This window comes from Bacillus sp. SCT118 (assembly GCF_058566435.1).
The window spans coordinates 758,870-784,213 of sequence record NZ_CP191225.1 but is presented as its reverse complement, the minus strand read 5'-3'; the positions used below and the strand labels follow the sequence as shown (position 1 = coordinate 784,213).

Sequence of the window (25,344 nt, the reverse complement as noted above, 5' to 3'; positions counted from 1 at the left end):
AGTTTGAACTTTGTAAAATAAAAAGTTTACAATGTGTTGAAATTATATGTTATTTATAGATTATTTATTGTTATGACCGAGACGGAAAGGGTGTTCTTACAATTACGCCGGATACCTCCCACTTCCTCTGCATTCAGCTATTTTCAACACCAGGAAGAAATATGATATATTGACACCATCAATTGCCATTTGAAGGGATGATCAGCTGTGAAAAAAACCGCTCTCGACATCATTGAACATGCTGAAGAGCATCTCATTGAGAAGATTGCCGAAAATATGCATACGTTTGGAATGCCTTCAACTGTCGGACGTGTGCTCGGAATTATTTATATGAATCGAAAACCAATGACCTTAAGCGAGCTCTCTGAGGCAACGGGCATGAGCAAAACACGGATGAGCCAGGTTGTCCGGGAAATGATCGATGCCAATATCGCCGAAAAGGTGTTTGAAAAAGGCGTACGAAAAGACCTTTATGACGTCGAGCAGGATTATTATCAAACCTTCATTTCTTTATTCGCGGCGAATTGGACAAAGGTCGTGAGCAAAAACAAAGTGCTGTATAAAAAATTAAACCGGGAGCTGAGTGATCTTTTACAAAGGGACGGGCTTACCCCGGAAGCGGAAGAGAAAGTCAATCAGCTGCTGAATGAATTAAAAGAATGGCTTCATTACTATGATTGGCTGAGCAGGTTGATTGAATTTTTTGAGAGTGAGGAAGTCTTTCGGTATGTGCCGAAAACAAAAGAAAGCAGCTCTCTAAAATAAGAGAGCTGCTTTTTGCATCATGAGGTTAAGACCGGAAACATGCCTTTCAGCCCGGCACCAATCATCCCGACCGCAACCACGGCTAAGATTAATCCCATCAGTCTGGTAATCACATTCATCTCGGTTTTTCCGAGTTTGCTGCTGATAAAAGCAGAATAGTGGAAAAAGAGAAAGGTCAGGGCAATAACGGCGGCTATGCCGATCATGACAGCCACATAATGACCAATGCCGCTATGACCGGCGGAAAGGCTCATCACTGTTGCAATCGTTCCAGGCCCAGCAATGATCGGAATGGATAAAGGTGTGACTGATATATCCGCTTTTTCCTTGCTTTCCTTATGTTCATCATGGTGAAGAGATTGCACGTGTGATTCTTTCGCATTCAATAGATTATAGGCAATGCCGAAAATGAATATGCCGCCCGCCACTCGGAGCGCGTGAATGTTGATATCAAACAGTTTAAAGATAAGATGGCCGAAAACCAAAAAAGCCGCGAGAATAAAAAAGGATAAAGTAGCTGCCTTCCGGGCAATCGCTTTTCTTTCCGCTGCAGTATAGCCTTCTGTCAGCGTCAGAAATATCGGCACGTTTCCGATCGGATTCGATACTGCGAATAAAGAAATAAAGACGTGAACGATGAATGAGAACATCATATACCTCCTTGTTGATAGTCTCTGCACAGGAAATAGAATTATTCTCCACCCTTTTACCCGGAGGCGATTTCCCGGTAAACCTTTATAGCCTGTCAGAAACGCGCCATGCTACAATGAAGTGACAAATTGAATAGGAAGGACGTATACAGATGTTCAAAAAAATTGCGGCAGATGCCTTGGGCTTATCTGATATCGGAAAAATTATCGAACCTCAGGACTATGACAAAACAGACGCAGATGATTATGTCATGCATGAAGATAATGAGAAAATTTATTTCTTGATTAAAACAAAAGCAGACGAGTATTGCTTTACGAACCTGGCCCTGATCCATGTAGACGGCGAACGCGCCACTTCCTCAAAACGTACGTTGAAACGCTATCCTTATTCGCAATATAAAATCTCTGACGTTTTTCTTGAAACTGCCGGAAAAGTGGATTTGGATGTTGAAATTAAGTTCAAGCTGGGTGGTGAACAATTCGACATTGATGTCCACAAAGACCAGATTGAAAAGTTAAAAGACCTTTATAAAGCCCTGCTTCGCATCGCTGAAACAACCTATGAAAATGACATTTTAATCAATCAAGCGGAGCAAAGCTTAGATAAAGCAGTGACGATTCTTCACCATACCCGCCCTGAGCACGTCAATATTGAAACGCAATATAAAGAGCTGACCGAATTCGGATTCACTTGGCTGACATCCGTTCGTTCGCAGTATCATTTTAAGGATTTTGGGGATGTATTTGAGAAATATATTAACAACTAGATAAAAAAGACACAGCTGCTATCAGGCACGTGTCTTTTTTTGTATGAATATTGATTACTTTACAACTTTTTTCTTTTATAATAAAACTATTAGTCTATTTTCCCTATATTACATGTAAAGGAGTTATTTTATGTATTGTCCTCAATGCGGCCATCAAACAGATGGCGGAAATTTTTGTGAGAAATGCGGATCACCGCTCCCCGGTCAATCAGGCCACCAGCATCCAGCTCAAACCGGAGCCGCTGCAAAGCAAGCAGCAAAACAGTTCGGTTCATTTGTCTTATCCGTCCTGAAACGCCCTTTTCAGGAATGTAAAACAACAGGCGGAGAACAGCTGATCAGCGCAATCATTACGATGGTTCTTTTCAGTTTGCTGACCCCTTTGATGTTTTATATTCTTTTTTCAGACGGTCCCGGAAGCGTAAGCTTTACAGCAATCTTCTTAGAGCCAACCATTTATTTTATTTTATTTCTATTTGGCCTGCATGCATTCATCTTTTTCGCCCTGAAAATCGCGGGAAACCAAGTATCTTTCAAGGATTCATTCTCAAGATTCGGAGCGTTTCTCATACCGTTTACGGCTATTTTGATTCTTGCCCTTTTCTTCTTTTTATTACATACAGACATTTGCTTTACCATATTAGCCGTTGGTTTAATCGGTGCATTCTTCGCCATTCCTCCTGCGATGCTGAGCAGTTACCAGCATTCATATAAAGGGAAAATTGATGTCATTTACTCAACGATTGTGATTTATCTGATCATCTGCGTTACATTTCAGCTTATTATCGAACACTATGTCAAAGAAATTTTCCGTTATATGCTCTTTTAAAAACAACCCCATCACCTGCTGGTGATGGGGTTGTTTTATTGAATAGACGTTAAGTAAATTCTTCCGTTCTTCACTACGCCGGTGTAGGTCCAGTTATATGTTCTGAGCTTTGGACTGCCGCCTGATTTTGTGATATAGAATTCTTCATACGTCTTAATCGTGACAGCCGACCCATTTTGGCTCCAGCTTTTCACTTCATAGTTATTAAAGTCTTCTGTTGTCCCCTCTTTATTTAATTTCGACACGAGATGCTGCTGGTCGGAATAAAGGGAACTGCCTTTTTCAAGGCTGTCTTCCATCAGTGAGAAATTATTTTGATTCACGGCATCTGCCTGACTTTGCAGATAACTGCCCATAAATAATGTCACTTGTTCATCTGTAACATTGCCGCTTGCAGAGCTTTCACTGCCTTTGTTTTTCGAGCCAGCCCAGGCGGAAGTGTATGTCTCTGGTTTATCATTTTTGATTTTCTTTATATTTGTGCCTGCAGATTCGAATGTTGATTCTGCATCTTCGAAAATCCATTTTTTCTGTTTTTTATCATATGAAAGAAGATATTCATAACTCGGACTGTCGTCAGTCATTTCAGATTTTGTATAGTCGTTATACGAAGAAGACTGGTGAAGTTCTTTTCCTGTTACCGATACCTGCCACGTTCCGTCGTTTTTCTGAGAGAGGGCAAATGTGTCCAGGTCAAAATCAGTTTCCAAGTATCTATCTTTTAAGTATGAATCCGCACTTTTCATAGAATCGACGGTGTCCTTCGTCTCCGCCTTCCAATTGGCACTTGCCTCTGTCATCTGGGCTGTATTCCCATCAGATAGAGCTTTGGAGTATTGTTTTGTTGTTTTGACAATTGTGTTCATAATCTGTTCCTGTGTATCTTGATCAGGAATTAACGTTAACTCCATTTCTTTATCATCGATCGGAACGCCGGCAGTTTTTGTTTTTCCCCACGGAAATTCTGCCTCGACTGAAGCTGTCATTGATCCATCTGTCAGCAGCGGACCGTATGTTACGGATTTGAATGGGTCTTTATGAATCGACTTGCCGTTAATCAGCAAATCTCCCTTCCCGCTCTTGATGTCATCCGCTAAGCTGAATGTCACATCGTCTGCTTCCAATGAGAGATCAACACGAAAGCTGTTATCGCCAACCGCCTGAATGTCTTCCTTTTTCACAAGGTCAACGACATCGTTTTTCAGTTTGGCTGAGACTGTATATTCGCCGGGAATGTACGGACCGAGGGTTTGTGCTTGATCTGCTTTCTTTACAGATCCGGCTTCCTCTTTATTGACATATAAATCGGTATTTTTATAATTGCTGGTCACTTCAAAATAAACAGGTGCTACCTTTAAGTCGTAATGGTCAAATACCAGCAGGCTTTTTCCGTCTTTTTCTGCGTATACGATATCCTTCTGGGCTGTTTCCTCACGGAGCGATGCAAAAAGTTCATCTTTTTTGTCTGGATGATCCTTCAAATATGTAAGAAACGGTTTTACATTATTTTTAGTGAGTTTAAGATTGTCATTTACCGGTGTAAGCAGAGTCGCGATTTGGCCCTTATCCTCATCATTTACGGCCTGTTCAAACTTGTCTACTAACCTATCCTTTGAAGTAAAATACGCTCCGGTTTTATATGCGGCGAATAATATAACGCACGCTGCGGCAATGCTGCTCCATAAAATGATGGTTTTCTTTCGGATCGGTTTTCGCGGAACCTGCCTTGTTTCTGCAGTGCTAGCTGTTTCTTGATTTGCCTGTTTGCTGCCCCCTCCGATCGGGGTGCCGCATTGTTTACAAAACTTGGCTCCTTCATTATTCTGGGAGCCGCAATTCTTACAAAAAAACATGACTTTCCTCCTATTCTACTAATTTGATAACATTTACTGCTTTTCATATTTTATAATAAAACAGAATGAAATTGGGAACGAATGAAAAAATTAAATGTCTATCAGACTAAAAAGGTGGTACGAATATGCAAAAGCTCAGGATTGAATTAGGAAAAGAAACAAATGACGAATTATATGATCTATTGCTGCTCGCCGATCCATCGAAAGACATTGTAGATGAATATCTTGAGAGGGGAGAATGTTACACAGCTTGGGCCGGTGATGAGCTTGCAGGTGTTTATGTATTGCTAAAAACAAGGCCGCAAACAGTTGAAATTGTAAATATTGCGGTAAAAGAATCTCTTCAGAAGAAGGGCTTTGGCAAACAGCTTGTACTTGACGCCATCGAAAAAGCGAAGGAGCTGGGGGCGGACACGATTGAAATCGGCACGGGGAATTCCAGCATTCATCAGCTTTCTCTCTATCAAAAATGCGGATTCCGCCTTCAGGCGATCGACCACGATTTCTTTGTCAGACATTATGATGAGGACATTTTTGAAAACGGGATTCAATGCCGCGATATGGTAAGGCTTTATTTGGATCTTTAATAAAAGAGCTGCCGCATGATCATCGGCAGCTCCTTTATATAGAAATTAAAAAAACTGATTCGCTTTTTTTCCGGTATCCCGCTGCATTCCTTGCCTCACTGACAATATAAAAAAAGTCAGGACGAGAGTCAGACCGACAGCCAGAAAAATATAATCAGCGTCCATAAACACAAGAAGCACTGTGTAAACAGCTGCTGAAAGAGGTTCTCCCATCTTTACAATAGAAAAAATAAGCGCGAATATTCTTCCGAAGTATTCAGTCGGAACCGTCTTTTGAAAATACAGAACCGTTTGCACATCAATATAGGAGATGATGACGCCCAGCACCAAAAAAATGGCACATTCCAGCCCGCTAAGCGGAAAAAACAAAAACATAATGAGCAGCCCTACCGCTGTTAAAGTTCTGGGATAAAGCCGTTCTAGCCGCTTCGTATTCCACTTGAAAAATACAGCAAGATTCCCTAAGAGCATACCGCCCTGAAACATTGAATACATGATAGCGAACCATACGGAATAGTTCTCATGAAAACGTTCCACTGCAAGAATCGGCCCCATTACAGAAATAAACCCGGCAATGACAAGATTTACGATAAAAAAATAACCGACAGCAGTCATCCAAGATGAGTTGCCCTTCAGCATTCTGTAGCCTGTCTTAAGGGCTTCTGCCCCTTTGCTTTTTAGGCCGGCAGATTCTGAAATGTGAATAAGGGCAATCAATGCAGCGGATACGAAAAATGCCGTCCCATTTATGAGAAACAGAAGCCCAAACGGAATCGCCGCAATCAAAACGCCGCTAATCAGCTTTCCGACGATCAGACCAATAAGTTCGCTAGTGTTAATTAATGAAGTCGCCTGATCGAGATGTTTCTGAGGGACAAGCAGCGGAATAAGCGCCACTTTCGCCGGGGAAAAGAGCATCGATTGCAGCGATAAACAAAATGCGCATACACCAATGATCCATACAGTTAACAAACCGTTCGCACTAAGGACTGCCAAGAGAATCATAATGACTGCTCTTCCAGTATTACACACATACAATATGGATTTTTTTCGTATTGAATCAATTAAAGGTCCGGTAAACATTCCGAATGTCAATGGAACGAGCTCGATAAAAGAAATCACCCCGACTAATATTTTGCTTCCGGTCAAATCGAGCACTAGAAGCGGAAGCGCGATGAGCCAGACGCCATCCGCCGCGGAAGAAAATACTTGTGCAGACCAAAGCTTTGCATAATTTGGTGTTCGATATGCCGAATTACGTCCGCTTTTTTTCTTCATCAGAAGCACCGCCGAACCATTCTAATGTTCTCCATGATTCTTTTCTTTGTGTATAGTCCTCTTCCATCACTTCAAATACGATACCCGTGCCATCCCCGCGGTGTATCTCCTTTAACATCTCCGCCGCTTGTCTGAGCAATGGTTCATTAATCGTTCCTTCAGCGGGATGACGCCCTTCAAAACAGCGGACATCACCATGCGGGAAGGCTAGCTGGCGAAACGAACTGAAATGATAATGTTTAATGCTGTCCTTTAAGGAAAGAAACTGAAAAAAATCAGGGTATCTCAGCTTTTCATCCCTGAACATAAGTGATGATGACAGATGTGTCTGATAGGTAATGGCCCAATGACACAGATCCCATGTAATGCCGACATGTTTTAAACCGAGCTGAACCAGCTCCTCAAAATCCTCAGGATAAATAAAAATCGGGTCAAAGTCTTCGCCCAGATTCCCGATAATCGGCAGATTTTCGACTCCAATCCATATATCCGTCCCTTTCAGCTCATCATCAAACGCCGCAAAAAATTCAATGACTTTTCTGCGATTTCCTTCTAAGTCATAGCTTTGAAATTCTTCAACCGACATAAATTGATTGGCATGAACAGTTATGCCCTTAGCGCCGTACATATCCGCAAGCTCTGCAAAATGCAGCAGACGGTCCTTTATATGCGCTTCGTGAACATAATCCGCATTGTCGGTGGGAAAATGAAGTGTCAATAATGACGGCTCAAGCTGTTTTGTGTAATCAAGTGTCCGCTTGAAGGTTTTCACATAATCGGTTTCTTCAAACGACTTTCCGTCGAAGATGTTGGCTTCAAGACCGTATCCTGCTTCGACCCACTTTTTATCAATTTGCTTCGGGTCTAACCCGAAAAACGGTATTTGCGCAATCATCCGTCACCACGTTCCTCTCACAAGCATAAATGCTTCTGCTGCAGAAAAACCCGATTTAGCTCCCCATACGTATGCGTTATTTTCTATCGCTTGCAAGGAGCGCGGATGCGGGAAATCCCTCAGCTCCGAATCATAGCACGCCATGGCCTTCAGCTTCAATTCAAGCTCTTCTTCTATATTAATGAAGAAATTCGCATGGAATTGATCCTTCTTCAAGTAGTTCCACTCTGTCGAGGATAAGGTCTCATATGCCAGAACCTGTTTTACGGAATGACCTGGAAGCGGGCGGGTTGCCGTCATCACCGCTCTGAATACAACAGCATGGTCAATATTAATGTCACCGCCGTATTGTGTATATACGATATCGGGCTGAAACCGTTCAATTTGTTTTTCTGCCTCTTTTACGACATCCAGCAAATCCATTGAATCCAGCCTGTTATCAGGAAGGTTTAACCTGACAAAATCGCTTATGCCGAGCGTGCTAAGCGCTTGTTCCGTTTCACTATAGGAATGCTGCATGATCGAATCACAAGGTTTTTCATAGTCTTCTTTTCTAGACGATTTTCCTTCAGCCATAATGACAGCCGACACACTGTCTCCTTGACGGACATGTTTCGCCAATGCTCCGCCGACGCCGATAATTTCATCGTCCGGGTGCGCCGCAAATACCATTACTTTCATCATATTGCCCCCCTTTGATTAACGTCTCGCAAATATCCGCGCCGCAGTTCATAAGCATATCAAGCATAGAGAGATGAGGAATGTGCTCTCCGAACAACTGCGGATAATGGATGGTCCTGATTTGCTGGTATTCGATTGTAATTCCGCTTCTATCAAAATCACTTTCTATTAAATAGTCTGATCCTTGGCTGCCTGAATAATAGTGATCAGCCCCAAGTTCCTTACAAAGCGCGAGCACAAAATCACTCTTTTTTTCATTCCGGCATTCGAGCTCCGACACATAGCAAATTGGGGTCGATATGCGAAGTTCCCGCAGAAAAAAATCAATGATGAACATATTTAAATCATGAAGGTACTCCCATTCCCGCTGATAGACATCTTTAAAAAACATTTGATATTCCTCGAAATAGGGAGCCTTCGCATAATTCATTTTAATCGCCATCCAGTGTTTCTTCCGCCAGTCCTGCTCTTGGTCGATTTTCATATCACGAAGCTCGATATCCTTATAATTTTTCATCTGCAAAGGAACAGTCAGCCACATGGGGCCTTGGGAAGTTTTGATTCTGTTCCGATTGAGAAATCCCTTTTTCTCAAACTGGGCTGTATCGTGAATGGCAAATACATCTGATTTATGGATTTTTTCAAAAAAACCATACCAGGGGAGATAACTGGACTGATGGCCGCTTACCACTTTTACTCCGTTTCTGTGAAATGTCGACATCGTTTCTCTTCAGCTCCCCAATATCGTTTCGGTCTGGCAATTTCTTTACTGTGGGAATATCCAAAATCAACCCATTGCAGTTTCTTGCCGATGGCGAATGATAAAGCGTTCCGCATCAGCAAATAAGAGGCCTGCGTTTCTTTTCCGGCAGGGCTGTTTACATTCTGCCAATAATAGAAATGGGAATGGTCATATAGAAAAATACTGCTGCTGATCATGTCAGTCTCAAGAAATGCCCCTACCCAAAAGACTTGCCTTCCAAGGCTTTCTAGCAGCTTTTGAAAAAAATCCTGACTCAGCATATAGGCTGCACCGATAGCTGCTGTATGCGCCTTATACAATTCGTAAAATTCATGAATCGATTCCTGTCCAATTAGGCGGACGGACACATTTTTCTTTTCCGCATATCTGACGGCAGTCCGGGCTTTTCCTGAACAGTTTGTCCATAGCTCTTCAAATGTATCGGGAAGCGGCAATATGTGTGTGTCTTTTTCTGCCCAATGTTCTCCCGTTTCTTCGATAAAAGAAGTTTGGCCATGCGGAAGCAGGAGCCGCGATAATTTCTGTCCAAATAAAGCCTTGATTTCGCTTTGCAGCCATTCAAATGAAATCGGACGGTCTGAAATGACGCCGCCGTATCCTATCATATTCCCGCTGAGCAAGCCATTCTGCTCAAACACCGGAACATATATCACTTGTCCGCCGTCCGATGTCAGCTTAACAGGGTGAAACGAGGTATTGGGGAGCTCCTCCATGAGCTTCCCCCAATCATAGCTTTGAAACAATCCAGTCTGAAAAATGCCAGCGGCTCGATCCCATGCTTGACGAGTTACCAAATTTGCTGTTTTTTGCACGATATATCACCAACATTCATTTCTTATTCTTTTGCTCTGCATACGCTAAAACGGTTTCAGCAATATACTTCACCTGCTCTGTACCAAGAGGCGGTTTGAACGGCAGTGAAAGAACCCTTTTCCACAGAGAATGTTCATCCTCTTGCCGTGAATAAGGCTGATACAGCGGAATAACGTGCAGCGGAAGGTAGTTCCAGCAGGTTTGAATCCCTTTTGCCGCTAAATAAACAGAGCAGTCGTACCTTTCCCCTTCATGAGGGAAGACGATTGTCAAATAGTTCAGGCTTTCTCCCTCCTGCGGCTGAATCATCTTGATCCCGTATAACTCTTCTGCCCGTGCAAAAATGTATTTTGCCGTCTCCAAATTTCTAGATGAGTCTCTCACCAGCCGCTCCATCTTTGACAGCTGGTATTCGATAATGGCTTGCCTCACCGGATGCATTCGCAATAAAGGGACAGTAGCAGGTTTTTTCGGAAGGACTTCAAGCTTGCTCGTTTTCATAGAGGTCTGAACACCCGTTTTTCTGAATAAGAAGGATAGAGTCCTAGATCTCATTAAAGCCTGTATTCGCTGCTGTCTCATATAAGCATCATAATCAGCATTAACTTGCTTTCGCTGTTCCATCGGCAGCCTGCCGTTTTTGTCCAGAACTTCTTTTCGGGCGATTAACGCTCCTCCTCCTATACTGCCGAGGGGCTTTGACGGTCCAAAGCTCAAGATGCCGAAATCCCCCAAACCGCCTGCAAAGGTTCCGTCTTGTTTTGTAAACATGGCCTGAGCGGCATCGTCAATGACACGAATACGCTTTTCTTTCGCCCACTCGATAAGTTTCATGTTTTCCTGCCGGCCGTAAACGTGTGTCAAAATGACAGCGCATGTCCTCTCGGTCACTTTGTTTTTCACATCTTCAAAGGATAGGGACAAATCATTATCCAGATTGGCAAACACTGGGGAAGCTCCGGTTTGAAGCACAGCGTCAATTACGTTTGGACAGCTGAATGATGAAAAAATCACTTCTTTTCCAGGCCCCGCTCCGGAAAATGTCAATGCAAGCACCAACGCTGCGCTTCCACTCGAAGTCAATTCGATGCTCTTTCCATAGCGTTTTTCCAATTTTTCTGCCAACGTTGTTCTTTTAGCTGAGATTAAGTAGGTGAAAAAACTTCTGCCTGAAAGCTGCCCCGGATAAATCGGAAACTTGATCTGTTTGGGGTTTTCAGGATAATGGAAGTTTTTGTTTTTGTCTTTCAATTTTAATCAGCCTCAGGCCTTCATCTAGGTTAATTTTAGGAGCATATCCAAGCAGACGCTTTGCCTTCTCGATCGAAGGAGCACGTTTGAAAATTTCAATGTCTTTCCCCCGGACACCATCCTCGCCCAGCTTTTTAAATGTATAATGCTCTTTCTCCCTGCCAGTCATCACGTTGATTTTCTCTGCCAGTCCTTTTATAGTGATTGGCAGATCGTTTCCTATGTTGAAATCTTCATAGGCACTCCCTTTGTACAGCAGCGCCAGGTATGTTCCGTTCACGATATCACTAATGTAGCTGAAGCATCTGATTTGGCCGCCGTCTCCGTAAAGAGGAAGCTCCGCGCCAGCTTCGGCCAAACTGAAGAACTTGTTTATGACAAAGTCCTGACGCTGCTTCGGGCCGTACACATTAAAGTATCGGACAACTCTGACATGCAGTGAGGCTGATGCCTGCTCCTTCAAATATTCCTCTGACTTTAATTTTGCTTTTCCATAAGCGGATTTAGGGAGCTTATGGCTTGATTCCGTATATGGATAATCTGGCGAATCTCCGAACACTTCTGAGCTGGAGGAAAAAAGAAGGGTCTTGATCCCCAGCTCCTTGCATACCTCCGTTACGTTTTTCGTTCCTTCAAAATTCACCTTGATTACGTCCTCTTCATTGCTGCGGCAGCTGTCTACTCCGACCATTGCCGCTAAATGAACGACAGCATCTGCTCCTTTTAATGATTCCCGAAGCGATTGACGGTCTAAAATATTGGTTTGGCGGAATTCTGCCTGAAAATCCGGCTTTTTTTGATCAGCGATGATCGTATGATAGCCTTTCTTCTGTAATAACCCCGCTAATTCACTTCCTATAAAACCTGCTCCGCCTAAGATAGCAATGTGTTTCATTGTCCGACCTCCTGGCTTAAAGATAAAACATCTTTAATTGATTGAACGATGTATTGACAATCTTCCTTCGATAATTGGCTATAAAGAGGCAGTGATACAATTTCAGGAAAGATGCGTTCAGTTACCGGCAGCTTTGCAGGAAAATGCTCTCTATAGTAGGGATGCATATGCACAGGGATAAAGTGGACACTCAACCCAATATGTTTCGCTTTCATCTCTTCAATAAACTGGTCTCGGTCCATTTCTTCGTGTTTTTTCACCCGCAGAATGAACAAATGCCAGGAATGTGTGATATGGCTAGGGATGTCTGTTAAAGGAAGTTCTGCTCTTTCTGGATGATTGATAAGCTCAGACGCATAATAGTTTGCGATTCTGGTTCGTTTTTCTTGGATTTCAGCAGCCCGTTTCAATTGAATGAGCCCAAGAGCAGCCTGGATATCTGTCATGTTGTACTTAAAGCCGGGAAGTAAAACATCATATCGCCAGCTGCCCTTTTCACCGTATCGATTCCAAGCATTTTTTGTAATGCCATGCCATCCATACAGTCTTGCTCTTTCGGCAGCCTCTTCATCCTTAAGAATAAGAGCTCCTCCTTCTCCCGTCGTTATATTTTTGGTGGCATAAAAGCTGAAGCATACGGCATCTCCATGTGTGCCGATCATCTTCTCGTTATACCTTGTCCCAAGCGCGTGTGCGGCATCTTCAATCAAGTACAGTCCATTTTCCTTGCATATGCTGCTAAGCTCATCCAAATTTGCCGGATAACCTGCAAAATGGACCGCAATGACCGCTTTTGTCCGCGGTGAAAGCTTTTGTCTCACATCTTCCGGATCTATACATAAATCATCCTCGCAAATGTCGGCAAACACCGGGGTTGCTCCTACATGCAAAATGACGTTTACACTTGAACAAAACGTGAAGCTTGGAACAATGACTTCATCTCCTTCTCCTACACCGAGTGCAAGCAAAGCCATGTGTAAGGCAGCAGTTCCTGAATTACAGCTGATTACGTGCTCCGCTCCCAGACATTCGCCAAGCTTTTTCTCAAATTCAATCACCTTCGGGCCTTTTGAAATCCACCCCGACTTGATCGTTTCAACTACAGTTTCCAATTCTTCGTTTGTCATATCAGGTCTGTGAAAAGAGATAAATTGTTTACTAATGACAGTTCCCTCCTATAGTGTGATAAGTTTTGCATTGTCAGCCATTTTTTCTCTGCAAATGTTTCTCGTATCGAAAATAATAGGAGCTGTATCCTGCAATATACTGTAATTGATATCATCATGATCTGTATGAATAATGACGACATCATATTGGTTGATCTGCTCCTTGGTGAAAGGGACGGAGTGCTTGATGCTGCCGTCTTCCAGGCAGATTTCACTGATAAAAGGATCATAGTAATCTATCGTGCATCCCTTTTTCATCAAATCATCGATAATTGCAAATGCAGAAGACTCACGAGAATCATTGGTATTTTTTTTATAAGCAGCACCTATTAATAAAATATTGCAGTGTTCTTTATCAACCAGCTTCATGGCATAGTCGGACACTGAAAATGGCATTTCAGAATTGATTTCATCCGCTAAATCAATCAGCTTTGTCTGCAATCCCTTTTGGTTAGCTATCCATTTAAAATAAAAAGGATCAATCGGTATGCAATGGCCGCCTACACCAGGGCCCGGGCTGAATTTTTGAAACCCGAACGGCTTCGTGTCTGCCGCATTGATCACTTCCCATATATCAATATCAAGTTCTCGGCAATTGAGTGCCATTTCATTGATGAGAGCTATATTTACATAACGGTAGGTATTCTCTAGGAGTTTAGCTGTTTCTGCTACTTCAGGTGAGGTTACTGGATGAATGCTTGTAACGATGGTGTTGTAAAACGCTGAGGCAAGTTTTGTGCAAGTCCGGGTCATTCCGCCGACCACTTTAGGGATATCGGCGACTTCGTAATGGCTGTTCCCAGGATCAATTCGTTCAGGTGAATAAGCTATAAAGAAATCGGAGCCTATGTTGACCTGCCGCCCTGCTGCCATTCTGTCAGCAATTTTTTGTTTTGTTGTGCCCGGGTAGGTTGTACTTTCTAAAATTAAAAGCTGATTTGGCCTTCCGTAAGCCAGCATGGTGTCAACTGCACTGTCTATGTAGCTAAGGTCGGGTATCTTATCTTTTTTGTTCAAAGGTGTCGGAACACATATCACAATAATGTCGCAGTGTTCTATGAGAGACATATTCTCACTCACTTGAAAACGCTCTGTGTGAAGTGCCTCTTTTAATTGGCTATCGTCTACATCTCGAATATGGCTGTGCCCGTCTTTCAGCAAAGAAACTTTTTCGCTGTTCCTATCAAAGCCGATGACGTTGTATCCTTTATTGACACATTCTAATGCAAGAGGAAAACCCACATATCCCATCCCCAATACACCTACAACAGCCTGTTTTGTTTCAATCAATTCTAAAAGCCGCTTATGACTGAGGTTTCGAGCTTCTTTTGTGACAGGATTCATTTTTGGACCCCCTATAAGATAGAAAAGGATATATTTTTACAAAATTAAACAATTATCGATCGATACTGCAATTATAACAAAAGTAAAAAAACGGTAAATGGGCTTTGTCTCCTTTTATTTGGTAGGGCATTATGATGCGATTTACGATTAAGTGGAATTTTTTGTGCCTAAGAAAAGGTATTTATCAGGGGGATAATGAGAATATTTCCTCTATTTGAAAGAATATATAGAAAATTTTAAAAAACAGGCCGAGGCCTGTTTTTTAATCTATATTTGCCTCTTGTACTGCAGATAACAAGAGCTGTCCCGCTTCGTTCAATTTTTCTTTGCTGATATGTGCGATGTTGTCTTTTTCGGTGTGATACCATGGCCCAGGCTCTTGCGTATCCGGACTGAGCCAAATCCAATTAGCCGAAGGTATGCCCGCTTCATAAAATGACACGTGGTCCGAGTATCCCAGCTGTGTGAGACGAGGGGCTTCAAGCTGTGCTCTCTGGGCAGCATTCACCGCATAATTGACACTTGCATTTTTCTTGCCATCCGGGGTCGTTATATACATTTGGCTTGCGTCTTTCCAGTCAGTCGCAATCATATCAGCATTAAAGTTTGCACGGCTGTGTTTGATTTCATCCGAGGTAAGCGTACTGACATAATATGAGGAACCCGCTGACCACAGCTCTTCAGCTCCGAAAAAGATAAAACGGATTTCTTTGTTTTTGGGAAGGTGCTTGCTTTGCTCAATCATCTCTAGTACGGCGGATGTGCCTGATGCATTATCATCAGCCCCAGGTGCATCTTTAACTGTGTCATAATGCGCAGTTACATAAAGAATATCCGGGTGTTTTGTGTGCTGCGCTTTGCGTGTCCCTATTATGTTTTGTGAAGTGCGGTTTCGATAGTCCTTAAATTGAATGACAGCCTGCTTTTCTTTCAGTAAAGCTTCCCCGTCTTCTTTTTTCATTCCGGCAGCCGGTATCGTGATATGTTTTGGTTTTACCGGTCGGATCGCGAGAGGTTTTGTCTTGCTGTTATAAATAATGACAGCCTTTGCGCCGGCAGCTTGGGCGTTTTTTAATTTCTGAGATACTGATATTTTTCCCTCTCTCATAACGGCGATTTTCCCCTTGGCTTCTTTTTCATCAAGATTGAGCCCATAGCCTCCGTCTAAGACCGCACCCTCCACTCTCTCTTCATTTTCCACAGCGCTCTTATCCGCTGATCGTATTGGATATTCATGATCGCCTGCCATTACTGAACCAGAATAATATGTTTTCACATGAAATGGCTGAATGCGAACAGCTAATCCCTCATCTTGAATCCGTTTCGATATGTATGACGCCGCTTCTTTTTCTTTCTCTGTCCCTGTTTCTCTCGGACCTATGACCTCACTCAGTTCATGAATGGTTTCATATGCATGCTCCTCATCAAACAACGGAGCCATCTCAGAAATAGAATGAGACTGTATCCCGTTCACCTGTACAGCTGAAGATCCCCATATGACGCTTCCAGCCAGTGCCGCTGACATCAAAATCATTTTCATTTTTACATTCCTCCTCTTATTCACCCCCTTTCTTTTCGGTTTTGCTGTCTTGATTCCTTTAAAATGCAACAAAATGAACATTAGTTACCAAATCAAGGTAATGAGATAGGCGGAGAATAAAAGCTGAGGCTAGGAAAGTTTGCATAAAAAAGCCGCCGAGAAAATCCCGGCGGTCTTTTTATTACTTGTTTAAGTTGTAGAAAGAGTTGATACCGTGGTATTGAGCAGTTTCAGCCAACTGATCTTCGATGCGAAGAAGCTGGTTGTATTTCGCAACACGGTCCGTACGAGACGGAGCACCTGTTTTGATTTGTCCTGCGTTTGTTGCCACAGCGATGTCAGCGATTGTGCTGTCTTCAGTTTCACCAGAACGGTGAGAGATAACAGCTGTATAGCCTGCGCGTTTCGCCATTTCGATCGCATCGAATGTTTCAGTCAATGTACCGATTTGGTTTACTTTGATCAGGATAGAGTTGCCTACGCCGTTTTTAATACCTTCAGAAAGTTTTTTCGTGTTTGTAACGAAGAGGTCGTCACCAACAAGCTGAACTTTTTTGCCAAGACGCTCAGTAAGAAGCTTGTGGCCTTCCCAGTCGTTTTCGTCAAGTCCGTCTTCGATAGAGATGATTGGGTATTTAGAAACAAGCTCTTCATACCAGTCAACCATTTCAGCAGATGTTTTCACAACGCCTTCGCCAGACAGATGGTATTTGCCATCTTCTTTGTTGTAGAACTCAGAAGATGCAGCATCCATAGCGAGTTTAACTTCTTCGCCAGGTTTGAAGCCGGCTTTTTCGATTGCTTCAACGATTGTTTGAAGCGCTTCTTCGTTAGAACCAAGGTTTGGAGCGAATCCGCCTTCGTCACCTACAGCAGTGTTTAAGCCTTTTGCGCTTAATACTGATTTCAGGCTGTGGAAGATTTGAGCGCCCATGCGAAGTGCTTCACGGAAGTTAGGAGCACCTACAGGCATGATCATGAATTCTTGAATATCCACGTTGTTATCAGCATGCTCTCCGCCGTTTACGATGTTCATCATCGGTACAGGAAGCGTTTTTGAGTTGAATCCTCCAAGGTATTGGTAAAGAGGAATCTGTAAGAAATCAGCAGCAGCACGCGCACAAGCCATAGATACGCCAAGGATTGCGTTCGCGCCAAGTTTGCCTTTGTTTTCAGTACCGTCAAGCTCGATTAAAAGCTGATCGATTGCGTTTTGTTCAGTTACATCAAAGCCAAGAAGCTCTGGAGCAATGATTTCGTTTACGTTGTTAACAGCTGTTAACACGCCTTTTCCAAGGTAACGGTCTTTGTCGCCGTCACGAAGCTCAACCGCTTCGTATTCACCTGTAGAAGCTCCGCTTGGCACTAATGCGCGGCCGAAAGCTCCTGTTTCTGTATATACTTCAACTTCAACTGTTGGGTTGCCGCGGGAGTCTAATACTTCGCGTGCATAAACATCAACAATGTATGGCATGAGTTTTGTCTCTCCTTTTGATTTTCAAATTATTTTTGAATTAAAGATGTTCCTGTCATTTCTTTCGGTTTTTCAACACCAAGAAGGTCTAATAACGTTGGTGCAAGGTCGCCTAGGATTCCGCCTTCACGCAGCGTAATGCCTTCTTTCGTTACAATCACAGGGACTGGGTTTGTTGTATGCGCAGTGTGCGGTTCGCCTGATTCTGTAATCAGAATGTCAGCATTACCGTGATCAGCGGTAATGATGGCATGTCCGCCTTTAGCAAGAATCGCGTCAACGACTTCACCCAAGCATTCGTCCACTGCTTCAATTGCTTTAATTGTTGGTTCAACCATTCCGGAGTGGCCGACCATATCAGGGTTTGCGAAGTTAAGAATGATCGCGTCATGCTTGTCAGCTTCAATTTCTTTGACAAGCGCGTCCTTCACTTCATACGCACTCATCTCAGGCTTCAAGTCATACGTTGCAACTTTAGGCGAGTTGATGAGAATACGCTCTTCACCCGGGAATTCAGCTTCACGGCCGCCGCTCATAAAGAACGTGACGTGCGGATACTTTTCAGTTTCTGCAATTCGAAGCTGTTTTAATCCGTGCTGAGATAATACTTCTCCGACTGTGTTATCAAGATTTATCGGTTTAAACGCTACATAGCCGTCAACTGTTTCACTGAAGTGAGTCAGGCAGACGAAATACAGGTTCTTTGGATAATTCTCGCCGCGGTCGAAGTCACGGAAGTCTTTGTTTGTGAACGTGTTGGAAATCTGGATGGCGCGGTCCGGTCTGAAATTATAGAAAATCACAGAATCGCCGTCTTGGATTTTCGCAACAGGCTCACCGTTTTCTTTTGTGATGACAGATGGAATCACGAATTCATCGTAGATACCATTTGCATATGAATCATCAACAACATCCAGGGCGCTGCGGTAAGATGGGCCTTCGCCGTACGCCATTGCGCGGTACGCTTTTTCTACACGGTCCCAGCGTTTGTCGCGGTCCATAGAGTAGTAACGTCCGGAAATGCTGGCGATTTCACCCACACCGATTTCCTTGATTTGATCGTTCAACTGGTTGATGTACGTTTTCGCTGTCTGCGGACCTACATCACGGCCGTCAAGGAAGCCATGGATATAAACCTTTGTCAGCCCTTCTTTTTTCGCAAGCTTTAACAGTGCGAATAAATGGTTGATATGGCTGTGCACGCCTCCGTCAGATAAAAGACCGAACAGGTGCAAGGCTTTGTTGTTTTCTTTCGCGTTGCTGATCGCGTCAAGGAATGTTTGATTGCGTTCGAACTCTCCTTCACGAATGGCAACATTTACGCGTGTTAAGCTTTGGTACACAATACGTCCCGCACCGATATTTAAGTGACCTACCTCGGAGTTCCCCATTTGCCCTTCAGGAAGACCTACAGCCTCGCCTGAAGCAGTCAATGTTTGATGAGGATACTGGTTCCAATAGCGGTCAAAATTCGGTTTTTTCGCTAAAGCGACTGCGTTCCCTACTGTTTCGTTACGTAATCCGAACCCATCAAGAATGATGAGTGCAGCTGGTTTTTTACTCATATTGACCTTCCTCCAATAATTGAACGAATGACTGTGGCTCAAGGCTCGCGCCGCCGACCAAAGCACCGTCAATATCGGACTCTGCCATATATTCTTTAATGTTTGCAGGCTTTACGCTTCCGCCATATTGGATGCGAAGCTTGTCTGCAGCTTCTTGGCTGAAGCTTTCAGCGACGGTTTTACGGATATGCGCACACACGTCATTCGCATCTTTTGCTGTAGAAGATTTGCCTGTTCCGATTGCCCAGATTGGCTCATACGCAATAACAGAAGCAGCAACTTGTTCTTCAGAAAGACCAGCAAGGCCTTTTTTCACTTGGTCAGCAACAAGATCATTTGTTTTGCCGGCTTCACGCTCTTCAAGCGTTTCACCTACACAGATGATCGGCACAATGCCGTGTTTGAAAGCTGCGTGTGCTTTTTTGTTAACTGTTTCATCAGTTTCAGCGAACATTTCACGGCGCTCAGAGTGGCCGATGACGCAGTAGTCAACGCCAAGATCTTTCAGAGCAACCGGGCTGATTTCGCCTGTGAACGCGCCGCTTTCCTCGAAGTGCATGTTTTGAGCGCCGACTTTTAGGTCAGTGCCTTTCACAGCAGAAGCAAGCTTTTCTAAGAAAAGCGCTGGCGCGCAAACAACAGCTTCAGCTTTGTCTGCTGCTGGAATGGAAGATTTCACTTCTTCAACGAAGCTGACAGCTTCGCCGAGTGTTTTGTTCATTTTCCAGTTACCGGCGATAATTGGTTTTCTCATCTGTTCCACTTCCTTATAGCAGTTTTGAGATTATTTATCGTTCAGTGCAGCTACCCCTGGAAGCTCTTTGCCTTCCATAAACTCAAGGGATGCGCCGCCGCCTGTTGAGATGTGGCTCATTTTGTCAGCAAGGCCGAATTTTTCAACCGCTGCCGCAGAGTCTCCTCCGCCGATGACAGAGTATGTATCTTTCGCCTCTGCCAATGCTTCCGCAACCGCTTTTGTTCCTTGAGCGAACAAGTCGATTTCGAATACGCCCATTGGTCCGTTCCACACGACAAGTTTGCTGTTTTTGATGACGTCAGCATACGTTTCGCGTGTTTTCGTACCAATGTCGATTGCTTCTAAATCACTAGGGATTTCAGAGATCGGCACAATTTTCACGTTTGCATCGTTAGAGAAATCATCTGCAACGAGTACATCTTCAGGCATGTAGAAGTTAACGCCTTTTTCTTTAGCGCGGTCCATAAATGATTTCGCAAGCTCGATTTTATCCTCTTCAAGAAGAGATTTACCGACTTCATAGCCAAGCGCTTTTACGAAAGTATAAGCAAGACCTCCGCCGATGATCAGGTTGTCTACTTTATCAAGAAGACTTTCGATTACACCGATTTTGTCTTTTACTTTCGCTCCGCCGATGATCGCTGTGAACGGGCGGTCAGGATTGGAAACCGCTTTTCCAAGTACATCAAGCTCTTTTTCCATTAAGAAACCTGCAACTGCTGGCAGATGCTCGGCAATTCCAGCTGTAGATGCGTGAGCACGGTGGGCAGCACCGAATGCGTCATTTACATATACATCTGCAAGCTCAGCAAATGCTTTTGCAAGCTCAGGGTCATTTTTCTCTTCACCAGGATAGAAACGTACGTTTTCCAATACAAGAACGTCTCCGTCCTTCATCTCGGAAATTTGTGCTTTTACAGCATCGCCGTATGCTTCATCCGCTTTTTTCACTTCTTTGCCAAGCAGTTCGCCGAGACGTGCAGCGACAGGAGTTAAACGAAGCTCCTCAACCACTTCGCCTTTCGGGCGGCCTAAGTGGCTCGCAAGAAGGACTTTTGCGCCTTGGTCTGCAAGGTGTTTGATTGTTGGAAGCGCAGCACGGATACGTGTATCGTCTGTTACTTCCCCGTCTTTCATTGGAACGTTAAAGTCAACGCGGCAGAATACAACTTTGCCTTTTACGTCGATGTCTTTGAGAGTTTTTTTATTCATGCCTAGGAGATCCTCCTTCAAAATGGTTTGCATACAGCACGAAAAACGTGAAACCGTCTGTTCAAGCGATAACTCCGCTAGGGCAGATCGCAGTCTTTTTCGGCACAGGGCAGTTCGTCTAAAAGCCAGGGCAGCGGCCTTAGGCGAAAGCGCCGGCAAAGCTGCTTAAAACGCGGTCGTTTCTCTATCACAGAGCGTTTTCTGAAAGCCGGTCTTCATGGAAAAAGGGAAAGGGAGTCCGTCCCCTTCCCTTGTCCGCTTTCATTATAGCGCTTCTATTCGAAAGAACCAAGTCAGGTCCTTTTTCAGCTATAAATTAAAGACCTTTTTTTGCGATGTAAGCTGCAAGGTCAACAACGCGGTTAGAGTAGCCGCTTTCGTTATCGTACCAAGAGATTACTTTTACCATGCTGCCTTCCATAACCATTGTAGAAAGAGCATCGATTGTAGAAGAGTTTTTGTTTCCGTTGTAATCGCCAGAAACTAATGGCTCTTCGCTGTAGCCAAGGATTCCTTTAAGGTCGCCTTCAGCCGCTTCTTTAAGAGCTGCGTTTACTTCTTCAGCTGTTACTTCTTGGTTCAGTTCAGCAACCAAGTCAACTAGAGAAACGTTTGGAGTTGGAACACGCATTGCTCCACCGTTCAGTTTGCCTTTTAGTTCAGGAAGAACTAGAGAAACTGCTTTAGCAGCACCAGTTGATGTTGGGATGATGTTTTCAGCTGCTGCACGCGCACGACGGTAGTCTTTGTGCGGAAGATCAAGGATTTGCTGATCGTTTGTGTAAGAGTGAACAGTTGTCATCATACCGCGTTTGATGCCGAATTTATCGTTAAGTACTTTTGCAAACGGCGCAAGGCAGTTTGTTGTGCAAGATGCGTTAGAGATAACATCGTGGTTAGCCGCATCGTATTTATCTTCGTTAACACCCATAACGATTGTGATATCTTCTTCGTTAGCAGGAGCAGAGATGATTACTTTTTTCGCGCCAGCTTCTAAGTGTTTCGCAGCGTCTGCGCGTTTTGTGAAGAAACCAGTAGATTCAACTACGATTTCAACGCCTTGTTTGCCCCAGCTAAGTTTAGCAGGATCGCGTTCTGCAGAAACTTCAATTGTTTTGCCGTTAACAACAAGGTTGTTACCGTCAACTGAAACTTCAGCGTCTAATTTTCCGTGTACAGAATCATATTGTAAAAGGTGAGCCAGCATGTTAGCATCTGTTAAATCGTTAACCGCTACTACCTCAACTTCAGGATTGTTTAATGCTGCGCGGAATACGTTACGTCCAATACGACCAAAACCGTTAATACCGACTTTTACTGCCATGATTGTTTCCTCCTTTAAATAAGTGAGAGATATTTATATTGAGGGATTATTCATCCCTTAATAACTTCTTTGCGGCTCCTTCGTCTGTGACGAGAACCGTGTTGCGTGGCTTTTTAAAGTAAGCCTCGATCGCTTCGGCTTTTGATGATCCGCCCGCTACCGCAATAATATCGGGGATGGCGTCTATGTCATCCAGCTGCATTCCGACAGAATGCACTTTGTGAACCACTTCGCCGTCCGCGTTAAAATAGTAGCCGAACGCTTCTGTCACCGCGTCGTTATCATCTATTTTCTTTAAGTCTTCTAAAGGCGTGTTTCTGCGCTGAGCCATAGTTTTAGCTTCGCCGATTCCATGAACCAGCATACTCGCTGATTTAATAGTGTTCAGCACCTCTTTGACAGAAGGCTCTTCAATAATAGATGAATAGGCGCCTTGTGACAGCTGTCCCGGAACAAACAAAAGCCGGTAAGTGCCTGAAGCCTTCTCCGCCATATGCGCGCATATGGTGTTCGCCTGGTTTTTCACGTCTTCGCCTAAACCGCCTCTTGCAGGCACAAACAAAAGCTCGCGGTTTTTAGAATCCGGCGTCATCATTTCGGCGACAGCTTCAATTGTCGTACCGCCAGTTACAGCGACGATATTTTTGCCTGAAAATCTTTTTTTCATACATGCGACAGCCGCTCTTCCCATTTCTTTCTTGACCCATGGGGATTGGTCGCTGTCTCCGGATACGATAATGGCATCCTTTAGATTTAAACGTTCTTTTAATGTCTTTTCCAAAAGAGTCAAACCTAAAACATCTTTCATCGTATCTTCCAAAACAGAAAGCAGTTCATAGCCCTCTTCTGTCAATGTCATGCCGTTTGTCTTAATATCGACCAGGTTCTGTTCCTTTAAAAACTGAACCTCGCCCCTCAGCACACGCTCGCTGATTCCGAGACTGGCAGACAGGCTTCTTCGCCCGATGGGTTCTGTCAGCCTGATATACTGCAAGATTTCAAACCTCTTTTGCATAACGAGCAGAAGATCAGGCAATAATTTTTTTTGAGCTTGTATTAACTGGTTCATGACTCAAACGTTCCTTCCTTTTTTGCTGGACATTATATGTCCCGCTATGACAAAAAACGTCCCGTCATAGCCAAAAAAAATCATTTCTGCTTTCTTTAATTATTTTAACAGGGTGGAATTGTTTATTCAACTGTTAAGAGCCAATTCATCGACAATATTCGCAGAGTTTTCATGCCGCGTCGTTTTATCCAGCAATATTTTATCCTATATATCTTTATCTTATACAGAAAGCGCCAAATGGTGCATCCCAATATAAACAGCCCTTCCCGTAGAAAGGGCTGTTTCATTAAAGCGTTTTCATTTTATCCAAAGCTTTTCAATTTCCTCGAGCGATTTGTTCTTCGTTTCCGGACAGATCGTAACGACAAACAGGAAACAAAGGATGTTAATCACCGCAAAGATCCAAAATGTATAGGCGAGCCCGAAAGAATCGATCATCATTGGCACAAACTGTCCGATCGCCCAGTTTGCTCCCCATAAAAAGATGGTCGCAATGCCCGCGGCCCGCGCACGCAGATGGTTCGGGAAGATTTCAGAAATCATAATCCATGTGATCGGTCCGACCGAGACACAGAAAGCAGCGACAAAACCTAATATAAGGACGATCATCATGATCCCGCTTGTTAACTCAAAATAAAACGACGTCCCGATTAAAATCATAAAAATAGCCATAAAAGCAGAACCGATGGACATCAGTTTTTTTCGTCCGACTTTATCGATCAGCAACACCGCAATAACGGTAAAAATGACTTCTACAACCCCGACGATACAAGTCGTCACAAATCCGGCGTTTTGCCCGAATCCCATCATTTTAAAGATTTCCGGCCCATAGTAAGTAATCGCGTTCATGCCGATGACTTGGTTAAACAGCGCCAGCAGGATTCCAATGACAAGCGCCTTCCTGAGACCCGGCTTAAACAGCTGGGAGAGCGACCCCATTTGTTCTATTTTTAAAGAGTTCTCAATGTTCTTTAATTCTTCTTTTGCAACAGTTTCTCCATTAATACGTGTCAGTATCTTTAAAGCTTCATTTGTTTTGCCCGCTTTCGCCAGCCATCTCGGACTTTCCGGGACGACGAGCAGGACAAGGAAAAAGATGACGGACGGCACCATTCCATAAGCAAGCATCCATCTCCAGCCGGTGTGCACGCCCCATTCGTATGTTCCAGACCGCTGCACAGCTAGATTAATAAAGTATGTTGCGGAAATACCCAGTATCGTAAAGAGCTGATATAAGGAAGACAAACTTCCGCGTATGGCGGGCGGTGCCGCTTCTGTAATATACGTAACAGAGAGCGATGAGCCCATCCCGATTCCAAGCCCCCCGATAATCCTTGCAATGATTAAGGTGGACACGTCTTGAGAAAGCGCTGAAACGATTGCTGATATCGCAAATAACAAAGCGGCTGTCATTAAAATTTTTCTCCGGCCGAATCTGTCACTTAAAAATCCGGATATCCCGACGCCAACAACTCCTCCAATCATAATGCTTGAAATGACAAGTCCCTCCATAAACGGACTCAGGCTGTATAAATCTTTCAGAAAACCGATGGCGCCAGAAATCACTGCCGTGTCATAGCCATACAATAAGCCGCCAAGCCCCGCCGCACATGAGATCAAAATGACAAATCCCATTGAATGGCTTCTTGTTACAGGAACATTTGGTTCTAATTGAGTTGGAGTATTCTTCATTTCCCTGCCCTCCCGAATGTTGAGTAAAGCGTTTACATTATACTTTTCAATTGTACGTACTTATATTAAAATTTAACGAAAATTACATTTAATTAGTACGTACAAATATAGAATAATCTTGTTTGCATTTTCTGTCAATGTTTTCTTACAAAGAACGCTGTGATATACTGAAAT

General features: G+C 43.6%; 23 protein-coding genes. 4 read left to right on the top strand and 19 right to left on the bottom strand.

Going from position 1 to position 25,344, the window contains the following annotated elements; translation table 11 throughout:
• The first annotated feature begins 207 nt into the window (after positions 1–207).
• Positions 208–765 carry an opuC operon transcriptional regulator OpcR gene (opcR, locus tag ACQVGT_RS03865; protein ID WP_003228345.1) on the top strand — a complete coding sequence of 186 codons (558 nt, stop codon included), beginning with the start codon at positions 208–210 and terminating at the stop codon, positions 763–765.
• A 17-nt stretch (positions 766–782) separates the two neighbouring features.
• On the opposite strand, the gene ACQVGT_RS03860 is transcribed toward opcR, so the two are convergent.
• Positions 783–1,418 (bottom strand): NAAT family transporter, encoded by a 636-nt coding sequence (locus tag ACQVGT_RS03860; RefSeq protein ID WP_015384657.1) that lies wholly within the window; start codon positions 1,416–1,418, stop codon positions 783–785.
• A 149-nt stretch (positions 1,419–1,567) separates the two neighbouring features.
• On the opposite strand from ACQVGT_RS03860, the gene ACQVGT_RS03855 reads away from it, so the two are divergent.
• Both ACQVGT_RS03855 and ACQVGT_RS03850 read left to right on the top strand, forming a co-directional pair.
• Entirely contained in the window at positions 1,568–2,182 is a 615-nt protein-coding gene (locus tag ACQVGT_RS03855) for a PH domain-containing protein (RefSeq protein WP_015384658.1), read from the top strand.
• A gap of 130 nt (positions 2,183–2,312) precedes the next feature.
• The gene (locus ACQVGT_RS03850) at positions 2,313–3,011 is read left to right on the top strand and encodes a zinc ribbon domain-containing protein (RefSeq protein ID WP_015384659.1); all 699 of its coding nucleotides are present in this window, start codon (positions 2,313–2,315) and stop codon (positions 3,009–3,011) included.
• Between the two features lie 35 nt (positions 3,012–3,046).
• Here the strand turns inward: ACQVGT_RS03850 and ACQVGT_RS03845 are convergent, their stop codons facing one another.
• Complete coding sequence (locus ACQVGT_RS03845; RefSeq protein WP_015384660.1) at positions 3,047–4,864, bottom strand: zinc ribbon domain-containing protein; 1,818 nt, start codon at positions 4,862–4,864, stop codon at positions 3,047–3,049.
• A gap of 125 nt (positions 4,865–4,989) precedes the next feature.
• On the opposite strand from ACQVGT_RS03845, the gene ACQVGT_RS03840 reads away from it, so the two are divergent.
• Complete coding sequence (locus ACQVGT_RS03840) at positions 4,990–5,451, top strand: GNAT family N-acetyltransferase (protein WP_015384661.1); 462 nt, start codon at positions 4,990–4,992, stop codon at positions 5,449–5,451.
• Between the two features lie 45 nt (positions 5,452–5,496).
• Here ACQVGT_RS03840 and ACQVGT_RS03835 read toward each other — a convergent pair whose 3' ends face one another.
• The 17 genes from ACQVGT_RS03835 to araE form a co-directional block, all read right to left on the bottom strand.
• Entirely contained in the window at positions 5,497–6,729 is a 1,233-nt protein-coding gene (locus ACQVGT_RS03835; protein WP_015483701.1) for an MFS transporter, read from the bottom strand.
• Positions 6,707–7,624 (bottom strand): sugar phosphate isomerase/epimerase family protein, encoded by a 918-nt coding sequence (locus ACQVGT_RS03830; RefSeq protein ID WP_015384662.1) that lies wholly within the window; start codon positions 7,622–7,624, stop codon positions 6,707–6,709. Before ACQVGT_RS03830 ends, ACQVGT_RS03835 begins: the two co-directional genes overlap by 23 nt.
• Before the next feature lie 3 nt (positions 7,625–7,627).
• Positions 7,628–8,305: a PIG-L deacetylase family protein gene (locus ACQVGT_RS03825; protein WP_015483702.1), complete on the bottom strand. Its 678-nt coding sequence runs from the start codon at positions 8,303–8,305 to the stop codon at positions 7,628–7,630.
• A complete protein-coding gene (locus ACQVGT_RS03820) occupies positions 8,268–9,026 on the bottom strand; it encodes a WbqC family protein (RefSeq protein ID WP_015384664.1) in 759 nt (252 codons plus the stop codon). The genes ACQVGT_RS03825 and ACQVGT_RS03820 overlap by 38 nt, the downstream gene beginning before the upstream one ends.
• Positions 8,999–9,880 (bottom strand): GNAT family N-acetyltransferase, encoded by an 882-nt coding sequence (locus ACQVGT_RS03815; RefSeq protein WP_015384665.1) that lies wholly within the window; start codon positions 9,878–9,880, stop codon positions 8,999–9,001. Before ACQVGT_RS03815 ends, ACQVGT_RS03820 begins: the two co-directional genes overlap by 28 nt.
• 16 nt (positions 9,881–9,896) lie before the next feature.
• The gene (locus ACQVGT_RS03810; protein ID WP_015384666.1) at positions 9,897–11,132 is read right to left on the bottom strand and encodes an aminotransferase class V-fold PLP-dependent enzyme; all 1,236 of its coding nucleotides are present in this window, start codon (positions 11,130–11,132) and stop codon (positions 9,897–9,899) included.
• Positions 11,098–12,027, bottom strand: a complete 930-nt coding sequence (locus ACQVGT_RS03805; RefSeq protein WP_015483704.1) for an NAD-dependent epimerase/dehydratase family protein — start codon at positions 12,025–12,027, stop codon at positions 11,098–11,100. Before ACQVGT_RS03805 ends, ACQVGT_RS03810 begins: the two co-directional genes overlap by 35 nt.
• Positions 12,024–13,154 carry a DegT/DnrJ/EryC1/StrS family aminotransferase gene (locus ACQVGT_RS03800; RefSeq protein ID WP_015483705.1) on the bottom strand — a complete coding sequence of 377 codons (1,131 nt, stop codon included), beginning with the start codon at positions 13,152–13,154 and terminating at the stop codon, positions 12,024–12,026. Before ACQVGT_RS03800 ends, ACQVGT_RS03805 begins: the two co-directional genes overlap by 4 nt.
• A 48-nt stretch (positions 13,155–13,202) precedes the next feature.
• Positions 13,203–14,537: a nucleotide sugar dehydrogenase gene (locus ACQVGT_RS03795; protein WP_015483706.1), complete on the bottom strand. Its 1,335-nt coding sequence runs from the start codon at positions 14,535–14,537 to the stop codon at positions 13,203–13,205.
• Positions 14,538–14,799: 262 nt separating this feature from the next.
• Positions 14,800–16,077: a M20/M25/M40 family metallo-hydrolase gene (locus tag ACQVGT_RS03790; RefSeq protein WP_015483707.1), complete on the bottom strand. Its 1,278-nt coding sequence runs from the start codon at positions 16,075–16,077 to the stop codon at positions 14,800–14,802.
• 181 nt (positions 16,078–16,258) lie between these two features.
• On the bottom strand, positions 16,259–17,551 hold the full coding sequence (eno, locus tag ACQVGT_RS03785; protein ID WP_003228333.1) for a phosphopyruvate hydratase: 1,293 nt from the start codon (positions 17,549–17,551) through the stop codon (positions 16,259–16,261).
• A 29-nt stretch (positions 17,552–17,580) separates the two neighbouring features.
• On the bottom strand, positions 17,581–19,116 hold the full coding sequence (gene gpmI / locus ACQVGT_RS03780) for a 2,3-bisphosphoglycerate-independent phosphoglycerate mutase (RefSeq protein ID WP_003228330.1): 1,536 nt from the start codon (positions 19,114–19,116) through the stop codon (positions 17,581–17,583).
• A complete protein-coding gene (tpiA, locus tag ACQVGT_RS03775; RefSeq protein ID WP_003243394.1) occupies positions 19,109–19,870 on the bottom strand; it encodes a triose-phosphate isomerase in 762 nt (253 codons plus the stop codon). The genes gpmI and tpiA overlap by 8 nt, the downstream gene beginning before the upstream one ends.
• 30 nt (positions 19,871–19,900) lie before the next feature.
• Positions 19,901–21,085, bottom strand: coding sequence for a phosphoglycerate kinase (locus ACQVGT_RS03770; RefSeq protein ID WP_003243051.1), 1,185 nt, complete (start codon positions 21,083–21,085; stop codon positions 19,901–19,903).
• Positions 21,086–21,401: 316 nt separating this feature from the next.
• Positions 21,402–22,409, bottom strand: coding sequence for a type I glyceraldehyde-3-phosphate dehydrogenase (gene gap, locus ACQVGT_RS03765; protein ID WP_003219957.1), 1,008 nt, complete (start codon positions 22,407–22,409; stop codon positions 21,402–21,404).
• 46 nt (positions 22,410–22,455) lie between these two features.
• Complete coding sequence (gene cggR, locus ACQVGT_RS03760) at positions 22,456–23,478, bottom strand: gapA transcriptional regulator CggR (protein ID WP_009968188.1); 1,023 nt, start codon at positions 23,476–23,478, stop codon at positions 22,456–22,458.
• 297 nt (positions 23,479–23,775) lie between these two features.
• Positions 23,776–25,170 (bottom strand): arabinose-proton symporter AraE, encoded by a 1,395-nt coding sequence (araE, locus tag ACQVGT_RS03755; RefSeq protein WP_003243899.1) that lies wholly within the window; start codon positions 25,168–25,170, stop codon positions 23,776–23,778.
• Between the last annotated feature and the right edge of the window lie 174 nt (positions 25,171–25,344).